Origin of the sequence: Mesorhizobium sp. AA23, from assembly GCF_001672435.1 — a bacterium.
In the GTDB taxonomy this organism is placed as follows: domain Bacteria; phylum Pseudomonadota; class Alphaproteobacteria; order Rhizobiales; family Rhizobiaceae; genus Mesorhizobium.
The window spans coordinates 63,684-83,666 of record NZ_LYTP01000007.1 but is presented as its reverse complement, the minus strand read 5'-3'; the positions used below and the strand labels follow the sequence as shown (position 1 = coordinate 83,666).

The following is a 19,983-nucleotide window of genomic DNA, read 5'->3' as shown; positions in this document are numbered from 1 at the left end:
GCCGTTTATCTCAGTACATGCACGCCACCCGATTTGCACGATGGCAGGCGGGGGGAAAGGCGAACACTCACGCCACTGCCACGGCCTCGCCGATCCTCTCGCGATCTTGTCCGCCCTGGAATTCGAGGTTCTTAGGAGTACAGACCAGCATGTCCTTCCTATTCGCCAAGATGCGGAGATGGGGATCGACCAATCGATTCGGCGGCTCCCGAGTACCATCCGGGGCTGAGCATGAATGATAAACGGCGATGACATGTCCAATGCGGTATTAGCAACCGCCTTTCCTGGCGGTCGTCGCCTTAGGTTCGATATACCGCTCGACCTGATCAAGCCTGAGACAGCAGCCGCCCGATTGCCGACCATCCATGCAATCGAGCGCGCCATCGCGGTCGCCAATCAGGAACCGCGCGCTCGCTATATCGGTTGGACTTCTGCGCAAACTTCTTCGGACACCGGTCACAAGTTTGATGTGCTCGCTGATAAGATCCACGCCGTAAGCCAGCTGAACCAATTCTGGGGCGGGCGAACCTGGAAGATGCGGGCTGACTCCAATCACAACCGGACCATGATTCTTCGATCGGAGTTCAATGTTAGTCGGACCCCAGTTAAGACCGAGTGTCCGCAAACAAATCAGCGAAACATTGTAAATGTTGACGTACTCGTCATCAGTCAGTACAGCCGGATATGTGCACTCGCTCCAGATGAGGCCGGGCATCGGGTCTAACTTAATTGCAGCAATCCCGATTATCTCCTTTTCAAACATGTTAATTATATATTGTGTACCTTGTAGGTATTCTTCGACGAGCACCCGTGGAGAAGAACGCGCTATGTGCGTCGCGCCAAAAAGATCGTCCGTATGTTCCGCTAACTCTTGGGCATTTCTGCACAATCTAGCACGGGTCCTCCCGTTGCCAAAAGCCGGTTTGACGACTACGGGCAGCCCGATATCGTCCGCGAAGCATTCCGCCTGCTTCCCATTCGCTGCCAGGTGATACGCAGGTACTGAAACGCCGGCCTGTGAGAGAAGCTGACGTTGAGAGAATTTGTCGGAGCATTGTTCAATCGACACGGGGTTCGGTCCCGGCAGACCGAAGTGCCGGCAAAGCTTACCGACTGTTGCGGTAACTGAAACCTCGTCGCTCGCAGCGCCAGTAATTCCAACAATGTCATACCTTATCCGCAGCCCGTAACATTCTCGGATCAGCGCATCGATATTGCCTGTATCTACCCGAATAGCTTCAGTCTCTTCCGCCGCAACATATTCGTACCGCCCCGGATCGACCGCCAAGGTAATTACGTGAAGGCCGAGACGCTTAGCCGCTTTCATGTAGAGCGGACCATTGCCCCTATTACCCTCTACCAGAATGAGCGCTTTTCTTCTCACGGCCTTGGACTCCGATGTTGATTCTGTGCGGCAGCCAGGAGCGTGGCAAGCACCACGCCGATCTCAGACCTGGCCGGGAAGGCATGGCGGCAGGCTCGATGCCGACGACGCGCCGGCGCTGCAGAAACTAAACTTATCAAGCACGCGAGCACTCGCCGCCTTTGCTCGATCACGCCGGTACGGCGAGCGCTCGTCAGCCAATGATAGTCTCATCCTCTTTAGTCGCAGCCGAAGCCGCTGAAGTCAGCACGAATGTGCGCAACCGCAGATGGGATTGTCCTCAAAGACCGGACGCTGCTCATCATCCGGCCAGAAAATGGGTTCCACGCGGCCGGCCCCAATTCGGACCACGACTTCCTTCATGGAAGACTTAGTTTTGCAGTGCGGCCACCATCCACGACAAAGATCTGGCCAGTGACTAAATGCAGCCTCGTCGGAGGCAATCCATGCGACCATAGCGGCGACCTCTTCAACACGGCCAGTGCGACCCAACGGATGAATGGTACCCAGCCTTCCTCGTGCCTGCTCCGGTAAAGCGGCGACGAAAATTGGCGTTAAGCTCGGTACGATCCAGCCAGGAGCCACGCCATTGCAGCGGACCCCATCTTGACCGCCGTCGACCGCCACGGCACGCGTCAAGCCATGCAGCCCAGCCTTCGACGCGCAATAGGCGGCGTGCCCTGGGTTGGAGGCCAATCCCTCTATCGAGCCGATATTGACGATTGAGCCGCGGCTTCTCCGAAGATGAGGGATGGCGCGACGGATCAGCAAAAAAGGAGCATCAAGATTGAGGGCCATTGTGCGTTGCCACTCGTCCAGCCCCGTCTCATCTACCTTTGCCTCGACCATCCGCCCAGCGTTGTTGACGAGGATATCTAGGCGGCCGGCCTGTTGAACGACGTAGTCAATCACCATGTCCGGAACGCCGGGATCGCAAAGGTCCGCGACTATCGCTTCTATATGGCCGGTGTCTTCAAGCTGAACCCCAAAGACTCTGGCTCCCCCGCTGACAAGCTTGCCAGCGATTGCGGCCCCAAGCCGCTGCTGGCCCCGGTCACCAAGGCGACTCTCCCAACAAAAGGCTTCATGCGACTGCCCTTTCCCTGTTCGCCTCGACAAGCGCGCCGTACATGTGAACACGCAGTCCGGTTTGACCAGAACACCTTCTGGTGCATAGTCGGGACGACCCCTCCACCCCGGTCGCGATGCGACCACCGGCTTCGGCATCGCCCTGAGCGACCGCCAGATGAATCGAGGCATTTCTGCCTTCGAATGGGCGGACACCATATGGCTGACGGCCTGTAGCGTGGGATGTGCAGTCCTAATGTCTAGATTCTCAATCAGCGCCGACGGCCTGATCTGATCGCCATACCCACATCGCGCGAGGCCGGTCTGGCGCCGCCATTGCTTGGCCTCGGTCAATTCGAGCTGAAATGCGAGCATCTGCGCTAAAACTTCTTTCCTCGTTGGGCGCCCGAGCTCCCCTCCCATACCAGTACGACTACGGGTTCCAAAAGCGTCCGCAAAAGCATCCTTAGAAAAACATATTGTATTTGACGCCAATTCGTCAGCATTGCGACAGATCCATTTGCATGAACGAATTCGCCCGCAAACCACTCTGGCTATCAATCCTTTTTATGCTTTCTCCTCGGCCCGCCGAGCGATCGCGCCTTAAGCAAATTGCTTTGCGGGGCTGCACAAAGGGCGCCATAACAAACCTCCTCACCCTTGTAGTTGGATAAGGCCTGCAGCAAATTCGGCAGAAGGTGCTGTTTCAGCTCGTCCGGAACAGGTTGCGGACTGTCCAGCGACTTCAGTGCGAACTCGATCAACTCGATCGCGCGATCTTGATTGCCGCTCTCGTAATAGTATCGAGCGACCGCCGGATACGTCCGGAATTTTTGGCCGCCGCTGTGTGGTGGATTGAGTGCCAGGATATGTTCAGCCAGCTTTTTGCCGAGCGCGAAGCGCTCATGAGACGGAAAGTGCGAGTGGTCATGCGCCGCACCGAAGAGCTGGTCTAGTGTTGCAAGCATCCAATGCTCGGAGTTCCTTTCGATAGCGTCACAAACCAATTGGCGCAGGACAGGCAACCCGGTCCGCAAATCTTTCATTCTGTGAAGCAATAAATGCGCATGAGCCAGACGGAAATTGATGTCGCCGGGCATCAAGGCGGTGCCCTCCTGGACTGCCGAGAGCGCCGTATTCCAATCCTGGTTCCTTACTGCCGCCCAAAATCTCTTGTTGATTGACTTGTTCAACGCTTCGCTCGCTGTGAGTCTCTATCCGCGACCCGTTTCGCGTTGGCGGCTTTCGCGGCGCCGCCGGTGCGCCGGATGCCGCTGACCACTCTCGGCAATATCTCATCGAGTCCTGTGAGCCGGGTGCAGCGGGGCGACAGAAAGGATGGCATCGCTCGTCCTCGCGTTCAGCTGTCAATCAGTTGCGCATTTCAACCAGCACGCGCCGTGCCAGTGTGCTGAACGCCCCGCTGACCGCATAATTACCTTTTGAAAGCGTCCAACTGCCCTAAAAGGGCGGATGTGATGAAGCGGACATTTTTGCCAGTGTTTGTTTTGGACCCGACATTTTGTCAGCCGCTGTCGGGCGCTGAGAGTCGTCGCCTCAGACTGCGCTGGCCCAGCGGCACCTGAGCCCGTTTGGAGAATCGAGGAGTGGGTTTGCGGAGAGGCGATTTGTATTCAAGCTCTGAACGCGGACCAAGCAGAGCTGCGGGCGGATTGGCCCAGATCGCCAAGAACACCCAGCATGCTGAGGCGGGAGGACCTGGTCGTGAACCACAGAAGCTGTTCCGGCTCTATCGGGAGGAGCATCTTGTCGTTCGCCGCCGTGTGGGCCGCAAGCGGGCGGTCGGGACCAGAGCGTCGCTACCCGTCCTGAGCTTGCCCTCCCGATCGCGCACGAGTGTCGCCGGTTCGGCTACCGGCACCAAGAGACGGTCTTCGCACCGCGCCCGTTGTCCGCTCTGCGGGTTGTCGAGCCGGGAGCCATAGCCGCGGCCGTTGAGGCCGAAGCGTAAGCGGCCGGTCGCCGCGATCAGGTCCGCGATGCGCGGGTGTGCGATTTCGAGGCGGCACGCTACAGCGCCGACTAGGCATTCCGGCAATGCGACGCCATCGATCCGCAGAACCGGCTGGTCGCGGCGGAATCCAGATGGTGGGGCCGGATCTTCTCATGCATCATGGCGCGCTCCCTCCGGTGGAACGGCGCGCTGGCCGTCGACGTGGTTGAGGATCGGGCGCACCGTCAGCGTTGTCAGCGTCAGGCGCGTCTCTTCCGGCAGCCCCTGCCATGGTGGCATCTGCGCGGTCTGCGCGTCGTGCGGCTTGGAGAACAGATCGAACTGATATGTCGTAGGCTGGCGCGGCATGGACCTCTCCCCGATTCGAGTCGTGAGGACCCGACGCTGCGCCCGAAATCCTCCAATTGCGGGGGTGTGGGAATTGGCCGTCGCGTCTTGCAGCAGTGTCACCAAGACGCCAAGCGTTCTGGGATCGACATGTGGGCAGCGGCTATGCGCCACGCGGTGCAGACCGCGCGATCAAGCATCCAGGACGGCACCTCCAGTGACCGATCGGAGCCGTGGCCGGAGAGAGTGCAGCGGAAAACCTCCCGGTCTGCCTTCTCGATCACCTCGTGAACGTGAACACAACCCCCGGCCCAGGGATGCCATCGATAAAGAAACGTGCGTTCCTCGGTCCCGTGGCGTTCTCTCGCGTTGTAGAATCCTGTTTCATAACACCCATCTGTCTATGCCCTTGAAGGGAATAGGTTTGGCTGATCGGGGTACGATCCCGCGGGGTATTTCGGGTTCTGTCGCGCGCGATGAACAATCTGCTGGGCTCGCGGCGTTCCAAGTTCTGATCGGCTGAAGATCCACGGACCATCCGGCAAAGGATGAAGACTCTCGATCTCGCTGGCTTCGGCGGCGAGTCTGAGGGTCTTGGGTGCAACGCCAAGTAGGCGCGCCGCCTTGTTCAGGTTGAGCCATGGCTCGTTCCCATCCGGTGCCGGCCGGAAGACCGGGATCTTGTGATGCGATCTGTGTGCGGTGACCCGCTCCCCGTGTCCAGCGATTGCCATGCCCGGTCACCAGGCCGTTGCGGTTGAGAATGCCGGCGATCAGATCATCGCTGGCGATTAGCACCAGTTGCCGGATGGCTGCGATGATATCGGTGGAGGTGCTGTTGCGCTGTCCGCGCCGGCGCTTCGGCAGGCGCAGCTCGGTATGGGCGCCGCCAATCCAATGGATCAGCAGCACGATCTCGGAGGCTTTATCGTCGATATTGGCGACCACCTCCTGAATGACGGTGCGCACGATGCGCTTCTTGAGCCTGGCGTCCGTCGTTGGCGCCGACCAGACAGCCTGAAGGTCTGTGGCCAGCGCCGTGATGCCCGTTGCCAACACAGGTGATGGCCTTGGCGTCGCGGCATCATGCGCGGCGATCTTGCTCTCGATCTCACCGACACGGATGAGTGCCTGGTTCCAACGCGCTTCCAGTTCCGCCGCGACCAGCCGGTTATCGGGATCGGCCGCGTCATATTGCCGGAAGGCCCGGTCGGCGGCGTAGCGGGCAGCCTCAAGATCCCGACTGAGGGCGTCCCGGACCTGGTCACGACGATCGGCAGCTTGCGCCTCAGCTTCGGCAGCGGCAGCAATCGCTCCCGGCTCCACGACACGCAGGAGCGCTTCCTCAATCGCATCATCGACGCGCAGTCCGCCAAAGGCGATGCATCGCGGCTCACCATTGTCGAGCAGACCCCGCCAGCAGGAATAGCGCGGAATGTTGTGCTTGGTGCCCGTGTACCGCACCGTGAGCTTGCGGCCGCAGCGCCGGCAGCGGACAAGCCCGGCGAGCAGAGCGTCGCCATGCTTGGGCGCCCCGTGATGCCGGCTCGTGGGCACGTTGTCGCTCACCATCTTGCGGATCGCCTCTGCCCTTTCCCAACTGACATAGCCTTCATGGCTGTCCGGGATCAGCGCCAGCCATTCCTCGCGCGTCCTACGTCGGATACCTGCTCGAACGGCGGATCGGCCAAATCCCGGCGCGACACGAGTCTTACCATAGGCGTAGGCGCCGCCGTAGATCGGGTTCTCGATCATCCGGTGGATGGTCGCATAGTTCGGCCTGCGCCAGACCACATCGCCGTTGTTGCGCTTGGCGGGCAAATCCAACCCATGCTCGAGGAACCACATCAAGGCCTGACGGGCGCTGCCGAGCTCAGCAACCTTGTCGAACACCAGGGTAATGGATTCCTGCACACGCCGATCAGGATCCTTCTCAAGACGATCGCCGACCTTCGCGAAGCCGACAGGAGCTGCCACGACGAGTTCGCCGCGCCGGGCCTTCTCGTAGCGTGCGGAAAGGGAACGCTGGCGCAGAAGATCGAGCTCATACTCGTTGAGGCTCCCCTTCAGCCCCAATAGCAGCCGATCGTTGCCTTGCCGCGGCGCATAAACCGTCTCCTGGTCGACCAGCACGGTGTCGACGACGCGGCACATCTCGATGAGCTGCTGCCAGTCGCGGCTATTGCGGGCAAACCGAGACACTTCTCGCGCCGCAACCGCACCGACCTTGCCGAGGCAGACCTCCGCGACCATCCGGTCGAAGCCGGCACGCGCGACGCCGCCGGCGGCAGAACGGCCGAGATCGTCGTCGATCGTCTCTACGCGAGACCAGCCAAGCGCCGTCAGGCGATCGCGCATCGCATATTGAAGCATGCTGCTCTCACGATTGTGCAGGACCTGATGGGCTGACGACTGCCGCACATACAGGATCGCTTTACGCTCCAGATGGTGCGGCCCAATCTTCTCATGCATCATGATCCACGCCCTCCCGTTGAACGGCGCGCTCGCCATCGACGTGCCCGAGGATCAGGCTGACCATCAGCTTCGTCACTGATCGGCGCGTCGCGGCCGGCAGCGCCTGCCATTGCGGCGTCTGCACCGTGTTGGCGTCGTTCGGCTTCGAGAACAGATCGAACTGGTATGTCGTGGGCTGGCGCGGCATGGACATCTCCCCGATTCGCGTGAGAGCCCAATGCTGCGCCCATCTCCGGCGATTGCGATGGGGCGCCCGTGTCAAGGAGCAGCTTCGCCAGGGTACCCAGCGCGGCAAGGTCGACGTGCGGAGCAGTCGTGATGCGCCAACTCTTACTGAGGATCCGATCGAACATCCAAGCCGGGACCTCCAACCACCGATCCGAGGCCTGGCCGAAAACGCTACAGCGGAAGACTGCTGCGTCATTCCGATCGATCACTTCGTGAATATGGACTTGGCGACCCGCCCAAGGATGCCATGGATAGAGAAGCTCGCGCTCCGGGCCGGTCCCGTGGGTGTTGCGTCGCTGAGTTGTTCAACTCCACGCGGCCGCACTCCCAAACCGCCTGGCAGACAGCGGCCGAGTTCGCCATCACCTTCGACCCGCGACGGTCGCTCGCGCTGCGCTATGCCAAAGGCTCCGCGCGCCAGCGCCCGCCGCTTCACCCGCCAGCAGCGGAACAACCCGCTGGAAACAACTCAAACTAAATAGACACGCGTTGTCGCCACTGTTTCAGCGTGCGGAGCCTTGACCCTCTGGCTGTCGATCATGCCTACCGTGGGACGGGCCTGGCGTCCGCCCGATCGCGATCCAGCATCAGCGCCACCCCGGATGGAGAAAGTGCCAACTCGCGGTCTAGAATCCCCCGGGACTGTCGGAGATGTCAGCGGCAGTAAGGTTGACCCTCAAGAGCCGCCCACCCCCATCGACCGCTTGTGTCGCCTGCGGCCGACAAATATTGCCGGCACCCATCCCGCATTTTTTCAAATCTTCCGGGCGTCGGCGCGCCAGGCGCGGCGCGAGGTTCGCACAGCTTGACGTTTTGGTATACTCCACCGCCCCCCATGAAGGGATCGATTCAGTCAAACACTGAACCGTCCAATCGATAGATTGCATCTTCGGTCAACACCACAAGCAAACGACGGACATCGTCGTATCGGGTGTTGCTCACTTGGAGGCGCTATGAATCCGCGAATTTTTAATCAACCCTGTCTCTCTTGGAAGGTGCCCCGGGTTTTCTTGAGGTATGGTGCGTAGAATCCGGACACGAGCATAGGATGATCGCGAGGCAATGTGGAGAAGCCTCCGGCTGAGCCCTGGCAGTTCCTCGACGAACAAAGACATACCGAGACCCCCATGCACTCGAATTCCGTTGTAGCGTAGTTCCACGTCACTTCGGCGCCAGAGGAGATATGCTGAATAGCGACGAAGTCGTAAGCCCCGAACCGATTAGGCACAATGGCTAAGTTTGGGTCACAACAATGATTCACAATAACAGCCGGCTTATGAAAGAGAGCATGGACATTCCAGTCCAATTGAAACGAGTTTGTAGTTCGAACCGGTTCCATGCGGTCAATTAGCCCTATGACAACAATTTCCCCCGGCAGGAAGTCGCGAGCAGCGAATACCCCGCGCCCCCTATCACTGCCCGTGCTGAGGATTTTGACGTTGCGGGCATTGAGCTGCCTTGCGCACGCGACGTCATCCGTCAAAATAGACAGACTTTGGTGTATGTTAGTATTAGACATGGCCGATTTCTTTCATCTACACGAGGTGTTGTTGCACGATGACTACTTCTCACCAGAGATAACTTGGCCTTGAGCGTCTTCCTCCAATCCCAACGGTTCCGAAGTATTTACGAAGTTGGGAGAACAGGGTGCCGCTCGGCGGCGCCTACTGCCTCCTCCTAGGAACACTCAAAAATCGTGCCGATTCACCCGAATCGCGGCAACCAAGGAATTCCGATTGCCTCGGCTATTTGACTGAGGCAAAAGAAGAGATTGCCTACCAACGCGTGTGTAGCGGACCCGACAGACCTGACACATGCATCTCGAATGGCGCTGCTTGATGTCCTGTGGGTCGATCTGGCAGGAGGCGGAGGAGCGTGGCAACGCGTCTGCAAGAGAGCAGTTCATTCTGCTGCGGATGGTGGGCGTGGGCACCTAGCCGAGGGCCCAGGTATCGAAAGTGGTTAGCATACCGTCGGAAGTTTCTGCGAAACCCCTGCATAAGTCGCCGCCGGCGTCCACCAATCATGTCGCATTCGATCGATGCATTTACGACCATCGCGGGCCCCGACTCTTTCCCCGAGATAATCGGCGAGCGCAGCTAACAGAGGCTGGCAGGCAGCTCTGTACCGCGTTGCGCAAACCTTGCGCCGTCTCGAACTGTGCCTTGCGAGACCTGAGACGATCACATGAGCGGTAGCGGCGCCGCCTGTAATCGACGCAAACAGTCAGTTGGTTGGCAGGCTTGCTAGACGGAAAAGCGCGCACGTAATATAGACCTGCGTCTTCGAAGCACACAACCTGGTGCGATCGACGCACTCGCCTTTTTGTCTGTGAAGCGGCTGCCGCACATTGAGTTTCAAAGGTGCGCCAGAACTGTGCGTGACAGTATTGTCTCACCCATGGCGTTTTCCGAAGTTCGACTGGGCCGCTTCAATCCCCGTAGTGTAGTGTCACGCGAGTAGGTGGATGCCCGTTCTCTCAGCCTTTGGCCAAATGAGCATAACTTGCTGCGAAACGCCCGAGTTTGTGTTCGCCGCAAGTCACCGGCCGGTAACGCAGTGGGTTGCTGTCAGTGACACATGAGGCCAATGGCTCAATGATCGCATCGAAATCAGCGTCGATAAAGAAGGGGATTGAGTATCGCTCACGCCCTGAGCTATTCACCACGCGATGTAGGTTCGCCAGATAGACACCGTTGGTGAGCCGCTGAAGCAGGTCTCCGACGTTGACTATGAAAGTACCGTGGATCGGCGTGCCTTGTACCCAATCGCCATCTCGGTTCATGACCTGAAGACCGCCCACGTCGTCCTGTGCAAGGATGGTCAAATTGCCGTAGTCAGTGTGGGCGCCAATTCCGATCATGTCTTCGTTAATATCACCACTCTGCGGCGGGTAGTGAAGGAGCCGCTGAATGCTGATCGGGTTCCGCATGAGGTTCTCGAAATAGCTTTCCGCTAGGCCTAGACTGAGCGCAATTCCCTGCAAAAGTTTTTTCGCGAGGCCCAGCATCCCTTGATGGTATCTGTAGGTCAGCTCCCGAAACTCCGGCCAACCTGAGGGCCACTGGTTGGGACCAAAAAACGGACCTTCCAACGTCGAACCTTCAGGCCCGAAGTCGAAGCACTCCTTGAGGTCTCTGGTCTTGCCGGGATCGGTGTTCTCTCCGAACGGCTCAATGTATCCGCGGAAGGCCACACCGGATTTGCTAATATGCAGTGACAACTTCTGCGACAACGGCAATTCAAAAAACCTCCGGCTTACATCAAACACCGAGTGTATGAAATCCTGCGCGATCCCGTGGTTCTTCACATACATAAATCCAGTGTTGGACAGGGCCCAGCGTATCTCCTTGGCGACCGAATGCTTGTTTGTATTATTGAGGAGCGGGGCTATATCAACCAACGGTATTTTGTCAAAGCTTTCGCGTTTTGCGCGCAATTGTTCGTCTAGGCGGGCTGCTAAATCTTTGGACATTAATACACCTTTGTTTGCCAATTGGAGCCGGCCCATTTGTCATCGGCCATTTGTGACTATCGTGACGCAAAGACGCGCCACCGTGCTGGGAAAAATCGTGCCCTTTTTAGGTGATCTAGAACCGAGTTTCGCCCCGCAGGCGGAGCATTGATCACAACCCCTGTCGCTCTGCCGCGCCGACCTTCTCGAGCACCTGAAACACCCAATAGTCAGCGCGCTCCTGGGCGACGTATCTACCGTTGCTTAGACGCTGCGCCAGTAAAAGAACGCCCTCCTCCTGCAAACGCCGCACATGGTCGTCGAAGAATGCGGCTTCCGCATAGCTATTGCGGATGCTTGTGACGATGAATCCTTTCGGGCGCGTCACGCGAGCCAGCTCGCGCAGTCCGTCTGGTCTAACGTGCCCAAGCGTGAAGACTCCGCAGCAAACCGTGATATCGTAGCCCGCGTCCGCGTACCCGGAGAGCACCCCGTTAAGGTCGACACCGTCTCGGACATGACGATAGACTCGGGTTTGCCGCGCCTTTTCGGCCATCTCCTTGGAAAGATCGAACCCATCGATCAGCCGGAAACCGAGGCGTTCCAGTTGCACGCCGACAAGGCCTGTTCCGCAGCCGGCGTCGAGCATTGCGATGGCGGTGCGCTCGCTGCTCAAATAGGCTGCCTGCACGGCGCCCGCTAGTTCCGCCACGATCATCGGCCCGCAGTACCCCTCGCAGCCAACGTCCACATCGTAGGCACCAGCCCATCCGCGATAGAAGTGGGTCAGGCGATCGGCGTCGCCCTCGAGGGCAAGGGCCTCCTTGATGCGCTGTCGTGCGACTTGCTCCAGTGCCGTCTGTTGATCGACGGTATTCATGTTAGCTCCCTTCCTCTAGGTCGTGATCGGCACCGGTTGTCCGGCACCTGAGTCAACTGCCAAAATGAGAGCATCAAAGCTCGTGCCAGTTGGCCAAAAGGCGCGAAGAAAACAATTTTGATGAACGGTTTCAGGTATTTGGGCGTAGCCATGCAACGCAACGTGGTTCCAACAAAGCCTTTACCCAGACGACACAGCTGACAAAATGTCGGGTTGCGAACTTGCGACCGATGTACCTTGACGTCGGCGAGGGCGACGGCGCCTCGCCTACAGCGCCGCCGCGCGCGAAAACTCGGGCAAATCCCGCGCCCCAATGCTATGAGCGGTTTCGAGGCTCCGGGGCCACATCGTCCGCGCGTCATGGATATGGCGCGCGGTCCCGAAGCAAATTCGAGATAGCGAGCCTTGCCGAAGGGTCACATGCTCTCCACCGCATTCTAGTGGATTGATTCCAACGTTTGGTGCCCACGCTTCACTGCGGCAATGATGTCGTGTGGGTCAGCTTTCCACACGAATGGCCGCGGCTCTTGATTGTGCTCTTTGATGAAGCGATTGATGGCGGCTTGAAGGTCGACGACGGAATGAAAGACGCCGTGCTTCAAACGTCGTCGTGTGAGTTTTGCGAAGAAGCTCTCGACGGCGTTGAGCCATGAGCAGGATGTCGGGACGAAGTGGAAGGTCCACCGTGGATGCCTTGCCAGCCAAGCGCGGATCGAGAATGACGCGGACGGCCTTCGATTCGACGACCCTCCGACGCGTGACGACGGATGTCGCGCCCCCTAGGTAGCGACTACGAACATTACCCGTGCCCCGTGATTCTAGAATGGCAGAGCAGATCATGAACACGCCGGTCGGCGTGCGGACGGTGTTGAAGCCGACTGAGAGCAGGGTAACGGCAGCCGGAACATCGTGCCTCTGGACGACGCCCACCGAGGCCTCCCAGGCCGGATCGTTGAGAGCGCCGCACGCGATCAGGAAGCTGAAGCCAGGATCATCCACGGATCGACAAAGCCGAACGCCATACAAGCGATCAGCATCGCCGATCCGATCACCATCAGGCAGCGGCCGGCGAACATGACCCGGCCCCGGCTGAACTGTCGGCCATCGCGCCGGCAAAGACAGACAAGATGAATGCCGGGCAGGTATCATGACGCCTCACCAGCGCCACCATCAGATCGGATGTCTAGATCGTCGCCATCAGCCAGCTGATGGCGACAGTCTGCATCAGCCAGCCAAGGCTGGAGACCTGCGTGGCGACCCAGATCGAACGAAAGGTGGGATTTCTGAGCGGCGCAAACGTCGTGGGCGGAACTCGATCTACAGCTGCGCGCCCTGCTCATATACTTCGAACCTTCTCCTTAGGGGCCGCCGTGATTCCAGAGGACTGCGGGACGTTCAATAAGTGACCCAGAACAACAAGCTGCACCGGAACGCTTCAGGCATTAGCCTGCAACTCGGTCCCACGAAGCTTGAGCCAGACGGCGTTGTTGCAGCCATCTTGCCATGGATCCTCCGCAGCGCTGCGGCGGTTCACGACAAATCCGAGGATCTACTGGCGAAACCAAGGCCGGATTGCGCGTTCAGCTTTATCCTCGACCAGCGTTTCGCTCCACGAGCTGCACCGCCAGGTTGAGAGAAAGAACGCCTCTGGCCAGCCGTTTCCATATCGATGATCTGAATCTTGGTGCGATATGTCGCCTCATAGTCGCCGCATAGTCAGCGCCGACAGGTGCTGGGATTGGCGCCGAAGGCTTCGCGGAAACATTTCGAAAAATGCGATGCTGATGCGAAACCGCAGGCGATCGCGATCTCAACAATCGGCAATTCTGTTTGCCTGATGAGACGCTTGGCGCGGCTAAGTCTCAAATGCAGGTAGAAGCGCATGGGAGACGACGAAACTGATCGCTGGAAGAGCCTTTCGATCTGACGTTGTGAGCGGCCGACGCATTTTGCAATGTCGCGGAGGGGCAGCGGGTCTTCGATATGTTCTTCCATGATTCGAATGACTTCGGCGAGCGGCTTGCTCACGCCGGCTTCGCTAGCATTGATCGTCCATTGCCTGTCAGAGGCTGAGCGCCAGTGCCCGGCAGTCGTATGTCGGCACACAGCTAATGCAGTCTCTCTGCCAAGGCGTTCGCTAATCAGCTCCATAACGAGGTCGAAAGACGCGAATTCTCCTGCGCAAGTAACGATGTGGGTATCACGAACGAACAGTCGGTCGGTCACTTGCAGGCGGTCAAATTTTTCAGAGAGGGCGGCCCTTTTGTCCCAATGGATTGTGCATGCGGAATTGTCGAGTAAACCACTGTCAGCCAACAGCCATGTGGCTGTACCCAAGGCCGCGATTGGAACCCCATGCCGCTTGCAAAGCCGAAGAATCTTACTGAGGGCGGTCGAGGTGTGCTTTTCCACCCGTTCGCCGGCGCAGACAATGACCATGCTTGGCCCTTTGCCGGCCTGAACGCATTCTCCAGTGTCGGCAAAATCGCTGCCGACCGACAGGATGAAACCGCTGGCGCATTCAACCGGCTTGCCGTCAAGGCTTGCGATGGTCCACTGGAAGAAGGATCGGCCGGAGACGGAATTGGCTAGGCGAAGCGGATCCACGAAAGATGAAAGGCTGAGTTGCGAAAAGCCGGGGAGGGCAAGGATGACCAGTCGATACACCCCCAAGGTGTCGATCACCTGCCGGCTCGCATTCCATCCCACGATCCGCGAAGGGTCTCCTGTTGAAAATGGCGCATTCATAAGGTCATACATCCTGATTGATGGTATCAACATCGAGCGGGCGCTTTTGACGCTCGGGTCTTCAGGGATCGTCGGCACCGCAGCCATCAACTGCGGGTGTTGTGCTTGCGCTTCATGAAGTCCTTGGCGGTCTCGACAGCCACCGCCGCATCGCGGCAATAGGCGTCAGCCCCGACGGCTCTGCCGAATTCCTCGTTGAGCGGTGCACCGCCGACCAGCACGATATAGTCGTCGCGGATGCCCTTTTCCTTCATCGTGTCGATGACGACCTTCATGTAGGGCATGGTCGTGGTGAGCAGCGCTGACATGCCGACAATGTCCGGCTTGTGCTCTTCAATCGCAGCCATATACTTCTCGACCGCATTGTTAATCCCGAGGTCGATGACGTCGAACCCGGCGCCTTCCATCATCATGCCGACGAGGTTCTTGCCGATGTCGTGGATGTCGCCCTTGACGGTGCCGATCACCATTTTGCCCTGCTTCGGCGCGCCTGTAGCAATAAGCAGGGGTCGCAGGATAGACATTCCCGCTTTCATGGCATTGGCGGACAACAGCACTTCGGGAACGAACAGGATGCCGTCGCGGAAATCCTCGCCGACGATGCGCATACCTTCGACTAGCGCCTCGGTCAGCACCTTGTAGGGCGCCCAGCCGCGTTCGAGCAGGATCTGCGTTCCTTCCTCAATCTCCTCCTTCAGCCCGTCATAGAGGTCGTCATGCATCTGCTGCACAAGTTCCTCGTCGGACAACTCGGAAAGGATGATCTCTTCGTCAGCCATGTCGATTCACCTGGTGCTCAATTCAAAGGAAGTCGGTGCCCCATCTTCGATGGGGCACCGACCAGGCTTCCGGTTGAAGCCTTGGGAGTTGATTTCAGACTGCCAGCCAGAATTCCCGCAGATCAATCTCGATGCCCGAAGACCGGCCTCCGCGGCGCCGGATTGCGGGAGTGTCAGTGTCCATCATCGCGTCACCCTGCAGCGGAACGAACCGGCATCCCGCGTAAAACACCCGTGCTCCGCCGTCTGAGAAGGCGAACCTGACTTAATCACGCTGATGATAGGCGCCGGCAATTGCCCTGAGAAGGCGCAAAAGGTTTTGCTAGTCTTAAACCCAGTTTATGTCCAGGTCGCTGGGGCAAGCTCGCGACGCGATAGGCCTAAGTGAGGGACAATCTGGTCAAGGGCGGAGTTCTTCAGACTGGGCGAGAAACCAGTCAACCAAAACCTTGCACCTCTTGTTCTTGCTGGCATCCTCGCTGGCCAAAAGAAAGAAGGCCCTGTTAGTCTGGATTTGGGTTGGAAATGGCCTGACCAGAAGCCGGTTGTTAAGCAACTGCTGGGCGGTCAGGGACCATCCCAGTGCTATTCCTTCACCAGCCAGCGCCGCTTGAAGCGTCAGCTGGTAATCATTGAACACAATATTGGGTTTGATGTCGCTGGCATCGCCGCCTGCCAACTCGACCCATTCTGGCCAGTCCAGGCGCCTGCGAAAAGCATCGGACGAGTGAATCAGCTGATGATGGATCAGATCTTCGACGCCTTGCGGAGCGGGGTGCGCCAGGAGATAGGCGGGTGAGCAGACGGGGAAGATGATCTCGTCGCAGACGAACCAACTGTTGACCCTTTCAAAATCCCGGGGCCGGACCCACACCGTGACGTCGATCTCATGATCGGGCTCCACATCCCGATCGGTTGCGACCACCTTGATCCTGACGTCCGGATGTTCTTCCTGGAAATGATACAGTTGCGGCGCGAGCCAATGTGCCGCTAGAGATGTCGAAGCCGCGAAGGTTATGTACTTCGTTCCGCGATCCGAGATGGTCTCAAGCCGCTGTTCCAGGCGGCGGAAGCTGGCTCGCACTTCATCATAGAGCTGCCTGCCGGGCTCGGTCAGCTGCACTCCCCGATTGTCTCGAATAAAGAGTGCCGTCCCGCAATGCTTTTCGAACATCTTGATCGAATGCGAGATACTGGGCTGCGTCACGTTGAGTTCGCTGGCCGCGTTCTTGAAACTCAGCGTTCGGGCCGCCGCTTCGAAGACGAAAAGCGAATGCGTCGAGGGGACAAGATTGCGAAGCTTGGACATGAAGCAGGTCTATATCAGACAGCATATTTTCCGTCTACGACACCAACGACACATCATTTATTCGAAGCAGGAACAAGCCAGAGCGAGCGGTGCACTACCCCACCGGCCGCCTTCACCGAGCGAGTTGGCAGTGGACTCTTTGAATCAAACCAAGACAAGAGAGCGTATTGTCGTCCAGGCACCGCATCCGGAGCCAACAGTCTCAGGGTGGTACCGCACGTCAGGACCGGAGCTACCCTTGGTGCCGCGGCAAGGCGATGTCACATGCGATTGCCTGGTCATTGGCGGTGGCTGGATGGGGCTTCACGCGGCCCGCCGATTTGCCGAACTCAACCCCCAGTCTTCGGTAATTCTGGTCGACGCCGGCCGCATTGGGGACAATGCATCGGGACGATGCATGGGCTTCGTCATCGATCTCGCGCACAATCCCCGAAAACGCGACTTCGTTGAAGACATTAGGGGGAACAAAGAAGAGCTATACGTCAACCTTGAGGGCATCGCCTACATCCGAAGCGCCGTCGAGGAGCATGGGGTAGACTGTGATTGGGACCCGCAGGGGAAATACCACAGCGCCGCCACCTCTCACGGCGTTGCCGACCTACACCGGTTTTCGGAGGCGCTCGATAAGCTTGGACAAAACTACAGTTGGGTTGAAACCCCTGAAATTCAGGCGATCACCGGCAGCAACCACTACGTCAAAGCTTTGCATCACCCTGGCACGATTCTGGTCCAGCCTGCGAAGTATCTCAAGAACGCCGTAAAACGTCTCCCCGAGAACGTTACTATCCATGAGAACACCCCGATTGTGGCGGTCCAGTTCGGTGCGCCGAAGCACATCTGCGAGACGCCTGCTGGAACAATCAGGGCTTCGAAAGTCATCATCTGCGCATCGGGTTATCTGACGAGATTTGGCTTCTTCGAAAACCGAGCCATACCGCTCTACACATTCGCGAGCATGACCAGACAACTCACGGAAAGCGAGCTGTCCAGCGTGGGCAACAAGCGAACCTATGGGCTTATTCCGGCCGATAGCTTTGGGACGACGGTGCGACGCACTATCGACAATCGTCTTTTCCTTAGAAACGTTTACTCGTATGCGACCAATTTCAAGACAACGAAACAAGATGTCCTGCGGGCGCGGAACCAGCAGCAGCTAGCATTTGACCGTCGATGGCCCGGGCTTTCGTCAATCGGCTTTGAGGCCAGCTGGGGTGGTCTGCTTACGCTCGCGCAAAATGGCGGCATGGTCTTCGGCGAGTTGGCGCAGGACGTCTATGGTGCCGCCTTCTGTAATGGAACCGGCGTCGCGCGAGGCGCCGCCTTTGGCAAGGCTGTCGCCGAACTGGCCACGGGGCAATCTTCGGCTGTCATCGATATCCTGAACACGCGGGCCGTTCCGAGCAGGACTTACCCAAAACTTGTCACATCAATGGGCGTCCGGTTTGTCACGGCTCTTCGTTTCAGGCAGGCGGGCGGGGAAGTGTAGCAATAAGAGGAACGGCAATGGCGGACCTGAAGGGCATCAATCTTGCAATGCAAACACCGTTCGAACCTAACGGTGCGATCGATTACGGCCTCTTCGAGGAGTTGATCGAAAAATACTTATCGGCGGGAGTTCACGGCTTGGTTCTTGGGGCAGGTACAGGCCAGCACCCTTACCTGACCGAATCCGAATGCAATCGGCTCTACGAGCTCGGGGCGAAGCGCATCGCAGGCCGCTGCAATGTTGTCTGCCAGACCTCGGCCCTGAACATGGACGAAGTCATACGGCGCTCACAGCAAGCTGAATCGATCGGCGCGGACGCGCTGATGATTTTGCCGCCGTATCTGGAAGGTCCGTCAGACGAGGATGGAATTTTCAATTTCTACAAGGAAATCGACGCGGCGGTTGGTGTGGATATTGTCGGCTACAACATCCCGCAGGCGACCGGGATCGCGGTCTCGCTCCGCCTTTTTGATCGACTGAGCGGTCTCAGGCATTTCAATTACATCAAAGATAGTGCCGGCGACTTTACCGTGCATCAGGAGTATCTGCAGACGGGCGGCAAGGTGCTAAATGGCTGCGATACAACAACCCTCTATGCGCTGATGGCTGGCGCGCGCGGTGTCATCTGGGGCGCAGCAAATTACATGCCGCGTGAGGCTGTCGAATTGTACAACCTTGTGGCAGCCAAGGATTTGGAGAGGGCGCTGGCACTTTGGCAACGTATGCTGCCCTCGTTGCTTTTTATATGGCGCGCACCCTACACGCCTTCTGTTCTGAGAGCCGCGCAGCTGCGCGGCTTCGGAACCGGGAATGTCCGCAAACCACTGGCAAAACTCTCGGCGGAGCAGGACATGGCGCTTCGCGCCGCACTTGCCCCGCTGTTTGAGGTCGCCTCCTAGTCGTCAGAATATTCGGGGATTCCCTATGCGAATTGTCCTGGTTGGTGCGACCGGGATTGTCGGGTCGGCCGTAGCGGCCGAACTTGGCAAGCGGCACGACATTATAGGCGTCGAGCGAACCAGCGGCTTGTTCAAAGTGGACATCGCCGAGCCGAACTCTATCGACCGATTGTTCGACAAGGTCGGTGCATTTGACGCTTTGATCTGCACAGCAGGGGCAGTGCACTACGCCCCGCTAAACCAGTTCACGAATGAACAGTTCGAAATCGGGCTGCGCAGTAAGTTGATGGGGCAGGTCAATCTCGTAGCGAGCGGGCTCAAGCGTATCCGCGACAACGGATCATTTACCTTGACGTCCGGTCTGACCAACGAAGAGCCGATCCGGCAGGGAAGCTCGTCGGCCTTGGTCAATGGCGCGTTAGACGGTTTTGTACGGAGCGCGGCGATCGAGCTTGGGCGGGGGCTGCGGATCAACCTGGTCAGTCCGACTCTCGTCCAGGAATCGGTTCACCGCTACGGCGACTTCTTTCCCGGCACCGCCACGGTGCCAGCGAGCGCGGTGGCGCTCGGTTACGTCAAGAGCGTAGAGGGCGGTCAAACGGGTCGAGTTTATCGCATGGGTTGGGTCAGAGACGCCTAATCTGACCAACAATGACGTCGCGCTAACGGAGGACAGGCATGCACAGCCAAATCTACATCGAACGTAGGTGGGAACTCGCTGTTAAAGCGCCCCAATTTCGATGTGATAAACCCTGCCGCATCGTTCTGCGGAGGGGATATCAACTTGAGGCTGTCGCTCGATGAATAGGCGGCGGGTCGCCCTGCAAACTGCCCATCAAGTCGCACTATCGTCGTCGCAGACGACAAGTGAATGTGACGCAGGGCGCCGCTTCACCCGCATGCCAAAAGGCCACATTCGCATCAGCCTCTGCCAGCCCGAGCCCATCCTCAAGGAAGCAGCGCTTCGCCTG

14 protein-coding genes and 3 pseudogenes are annotated in these 19,983 nt (G+C 58.5%); 4 read left to right on the top strand and 13 right to left on the bottom strand.

What is annotated here, in order from left to right; translation table 11 throughout:
• Positions 1 to 268 precede the first annotated feature (268 nt).
• The 3 genes from A9K66_RS08380 to A9K66_RS08370 form a co-directional block, all read right to left on the bottom strand.
• On the bottom strand, positions 269 to 1,384 hold the full coding sequence (locus A9K66_RS08380) for a hypothetical protein (RefSeq protein WP_156751038.1): 1,116 nt from the start codon (positions 1,382 to 1,384) through the stop codon (positions 269 to 271).
• Positions 1,385 to 1,627: 243 nt separating this feature from the next.
• The gene (locus tag A9K66_RS08375; protein WP_245307464.1) at positions 1,628 to 2,611 is read right to left on the bottom strand and encodes an SDR family oxidoreductase; all 984 of its coding nucleotides are present in this window, start codon (positions 2,609 to 2,611) and stop codon (positions 1,628 to 1,630) included.
• 398 nt (positions 2,612 to 3,009) lie between these two features.
• Entirely contained in the window at positions 3,010 to 3,645 is a 636-nt protein-coding gene (locus A9K66_RS08370) for a hypothetical protein (RefSeq protein ID WP_067322184.1), read from the bottom strand.
• Between the two features lie 508 nt (positions 3,646 to 4,153).
• Between A9K66_RS08370 and A9K66_RS30165 the strand changes: the two are divergent.
• Positions 4,154 to 4,275: pseudogene (locus tag A9K66_RS30165) on the top strand (IS3 family transposase); the annotation flags it as partial.
• Positions 4,276 to 4,577: 302 nt separating this feature from the next.
• Here the strand turns inward: A9K66_RS30165 and A9K66_RS08365 are convergent.
• The 10 genes and pseudogenes from A9K66_RS08365 to A9K66_RS08330 form a co-directional block, all read right to left on the bottom strand.
• Positions 4,578 to 4,775 carry a hypothetical protein gene (locus A9K66_RS08365; protein ID WP_067322181.1) on the bottom strand — a complete coding sequence of 66 codons (198 nt, stop codon included), beginning with the start codon at positions 4,773 to 4,775 and terminating at the stop codon, positions 4,578 to 4,580.
• Positions 4,776 to 5,138: 363 nt separating this feature from the next.
• Entirely contained in the window at positions 5,139 to 7,229 is a 2,091-nt protein-coding gene (locus A9K66_RS08360; protein ID WP_245307445.1) for a recombinase family protein, read from the bottom strand.
• Positions 7,219 to 7,416, bottom strand: a complete 198-nt coding sequence (locus A9K66_RS08355) for a hypothetical protein (protein ID WP_067322317.1) — start codon at positions 7,414 to 7,416, stop codon at positions 7,219 to 7,221. The genes A9K66_RS08360 and A9K66_RS08355 overlap by 11 nt, the downstream gene beginning before the upstream one ends.
• Positions 7,417 to 9,936: 2,520 nt before the next feature.
• Positions 9,937 to 10,932 carry a 2-oxoglutarate and iron-dependent oxygenase domain-containing protein gene (locus A9K66_RS08350; RefSeq protein WP_067322314.1) on the bottom strand — a complete coding sequence of 332 codons (996 nt, stop codon included), beginning with the start codon at positions 10,930 to 10,932 and terminating at the stop codon, positions 9,937 to 9,939.
• A 151-nt stretch (positions 10,933 to 11,083) separates the two neighbouring features.
• Positions 11,084 to 11,791 (bottom strand): class I SAM-dependent methyltransferase, encoded by a 708-nt coding sequence (locus tag A9K66_RS08345; protein ID WP_067322178.1) that lies wholly within the window; start codon positions 11,789 to 11,791, stop codon positions 11,084 to 11,086.
• 437 nt (positions 11,792 to 12,228) lie between these two features.
• Positions 12,229 to 12,501: pseudogene (locus tag A9K66_RS29250) on the bottom strand (IS630 family transposase); the annotation flags it as partial.
• Positions 12,502 to 12,646: 145 nt separating this feature from the next.
• Positions 12,647 to 13,055 (bottom strand): annotated as a pseudogene (locus tag A9K66_RS29245) (MFS transporter); the annotation flags it as partial.
• Positions 13,056 to 13,507: 452 nt separating this feature from the next.
• A complete protein-coding gene (locus tag A9K66_RS08340) occupies positions 13,508 to 14,626 on the bottom strand; it encodes a GlxA family transcriptional regulator (protein ID WP_082953772.1) in 1,119 nt (372 codons plus the stop codon).
• Complete coding sequence (locus A9K66_RS08335; RefSeq protein WP_067322174.1) at positions 14,626 to 15,318, bottom strand: B12-binding domain-containing protein; 693 nt, start codon at positions 15,316 to 15,318, stop codon at positions 14,626 to 14,628. The genes A9K66_RS08340 and A9K66_RS08335 overlap by 1 nt, the downstream gene beginning before the upstream one ends.
• Positions 15,319 to 15,718: 400 nt before the next feature.
• Complete coding sequence (locus A9K66_RS08330; protein WP_067322171.1) at positions 15,719 to 16,627, bottom strand: LysR substrate-binding domain-containing protein; 909 nt, start codon at positions 16,625 to 16,627, stop codon at positions 15,719 to 15,721.
• Here A9K66_RS08330 and A9K66_RS08325 point away from each other — a divergent pair.
• The 3 genes from A9K66_RS08325 to A9K66_RS08315 are packed head-to-tail and all read left to right on the top strand — an operon-like array spanning position 16,626 to position 19,652.
• Positions 16,626 to 18,113 carry an FAD-binding oxidoreductase gene (locus tag A9K66_RS08325; protein ID WP_082953771.1) on the top strand — a complete coding sequence of 496 codons (1,488 nt, stop codon included), beginning with the start codon at positions 16,626 to 16,628 and terminating at the stop codon, positions 18,111 to 18,113. The genes A9K66_RS08330 and A9K66_RS08325 overlap by 2 nt on opposite strands.
• Before the next feature lie 17 nt (positions 18,114 to 18,130).
• The gene (locus A9K66_RS08320) at positions 18,131 to 19,012 is read left to right on the top strand and encodes a dihydrodipicolinate synthase family protein (RefSeq protein ID WP_067322167.1); all 882 of its coding nucleotides are present in this window, start codon (positions 18,131 to 18,133) and stop codon (positions 19,010 to 19,012) included.
• A gap of 25 nt (positions 19,013 to 19,037) precedes the next feature.
• Positions 19,038 to 19,652, top strand: a complete 615-nt coding sequence (locus A9K66_RS08315; RefSeq protein ID WP_067322165.1) for a short chain dehydrogenase — start codon at positions 19,038 to 19,040, stop codon at positions 19,650 to 19,652.
• Positions 19,653 to 19,983 lie beyond the last annotated feature (331 nt).

Coding starts and splice junctions, on each gene's coding strand:
- A9K66_RS08375 (WP_245307464.1), bottom strand. CDS start 2,611: ATGCCGAAGCCGGTGGTCGCATCGCGACCGGGGTGGAGGGGTCGTCCC.
- A9K66_RS08365 (WP_067322181.1), bottom strand. CDS start 4,775: ATGCCGCGCCAGCCTACGACATATCAGTTCGATCTGTTCTCCAAGCCG.
- A9K66_RS08360 (WP_245307445.1), bottom strand. CDS start 7,229: ATGATGCATGAGAAGATTGGGCCGCACCATCTGGAGCGTAAAGCGATC.
- A9K66_RS08355 (WP_067322317.1), bottom strand. CDS start 7,416: ATGCCGCGCCAGCCCACGACATACCAGTTCGATCTGTTCTCGAAGCCG.
- A9K66_RS08350 (WP_067322314.1), bottom strand. CDS start 10,932: ATGTCCAAAGATTTAGCAGCCCGCCTAGACGAACAATTGCGCGCAAAA.
- A9K66_RS08345 (WP_067322178.1), bottom strand. CDS start 11,791: ATGAATACCGTCGATCAACAGACGGCACTGGAGCAAGTCGCACGACAG.
- A9K66_RS08340 (WP_082953772.1), bottom strand. CDS start 14,626: ATGGCTGCGGTGCCGACGATCCCTGAAGACCCGAGCGTCAAAAGCGCC.
- A9K66_RS08335 (WP_067322174.1), bottom strand. CDS start 15,318: ATGGCTGACGAAGAGATCATCCTTTCCGAGTTGTCCGACGAGGAACTT.
- A9K66_RS08325 (WP_082953771.1), top strand. CDS start 16,626: ATGAAGCAGGTCTATATCAGACAGCATATTTTCCGTCTACGACACCAA.
- A9K66_RS08330 (WP_067322171.1), bottom strand. CDS start 16,627: ATGTCCAAGCTTCGCAATCTTGTCCCCTCGACGCATTCGCTTTTCGTC.
- A9K66_RS08320 (WP_067322167.1), top strand. CDS start 18,131: ATGGCGGACCTGAAGGGCATCAATCTTGCAATGCAAACACCGTTCGAA.
- A9K66_RS08315 (WP_067322165.1), top strand. CDS start 19,038: ATGCGAATTGTCCTGGTTGGTGCGACCGGGATTGTCGGGTCGGCCGTA.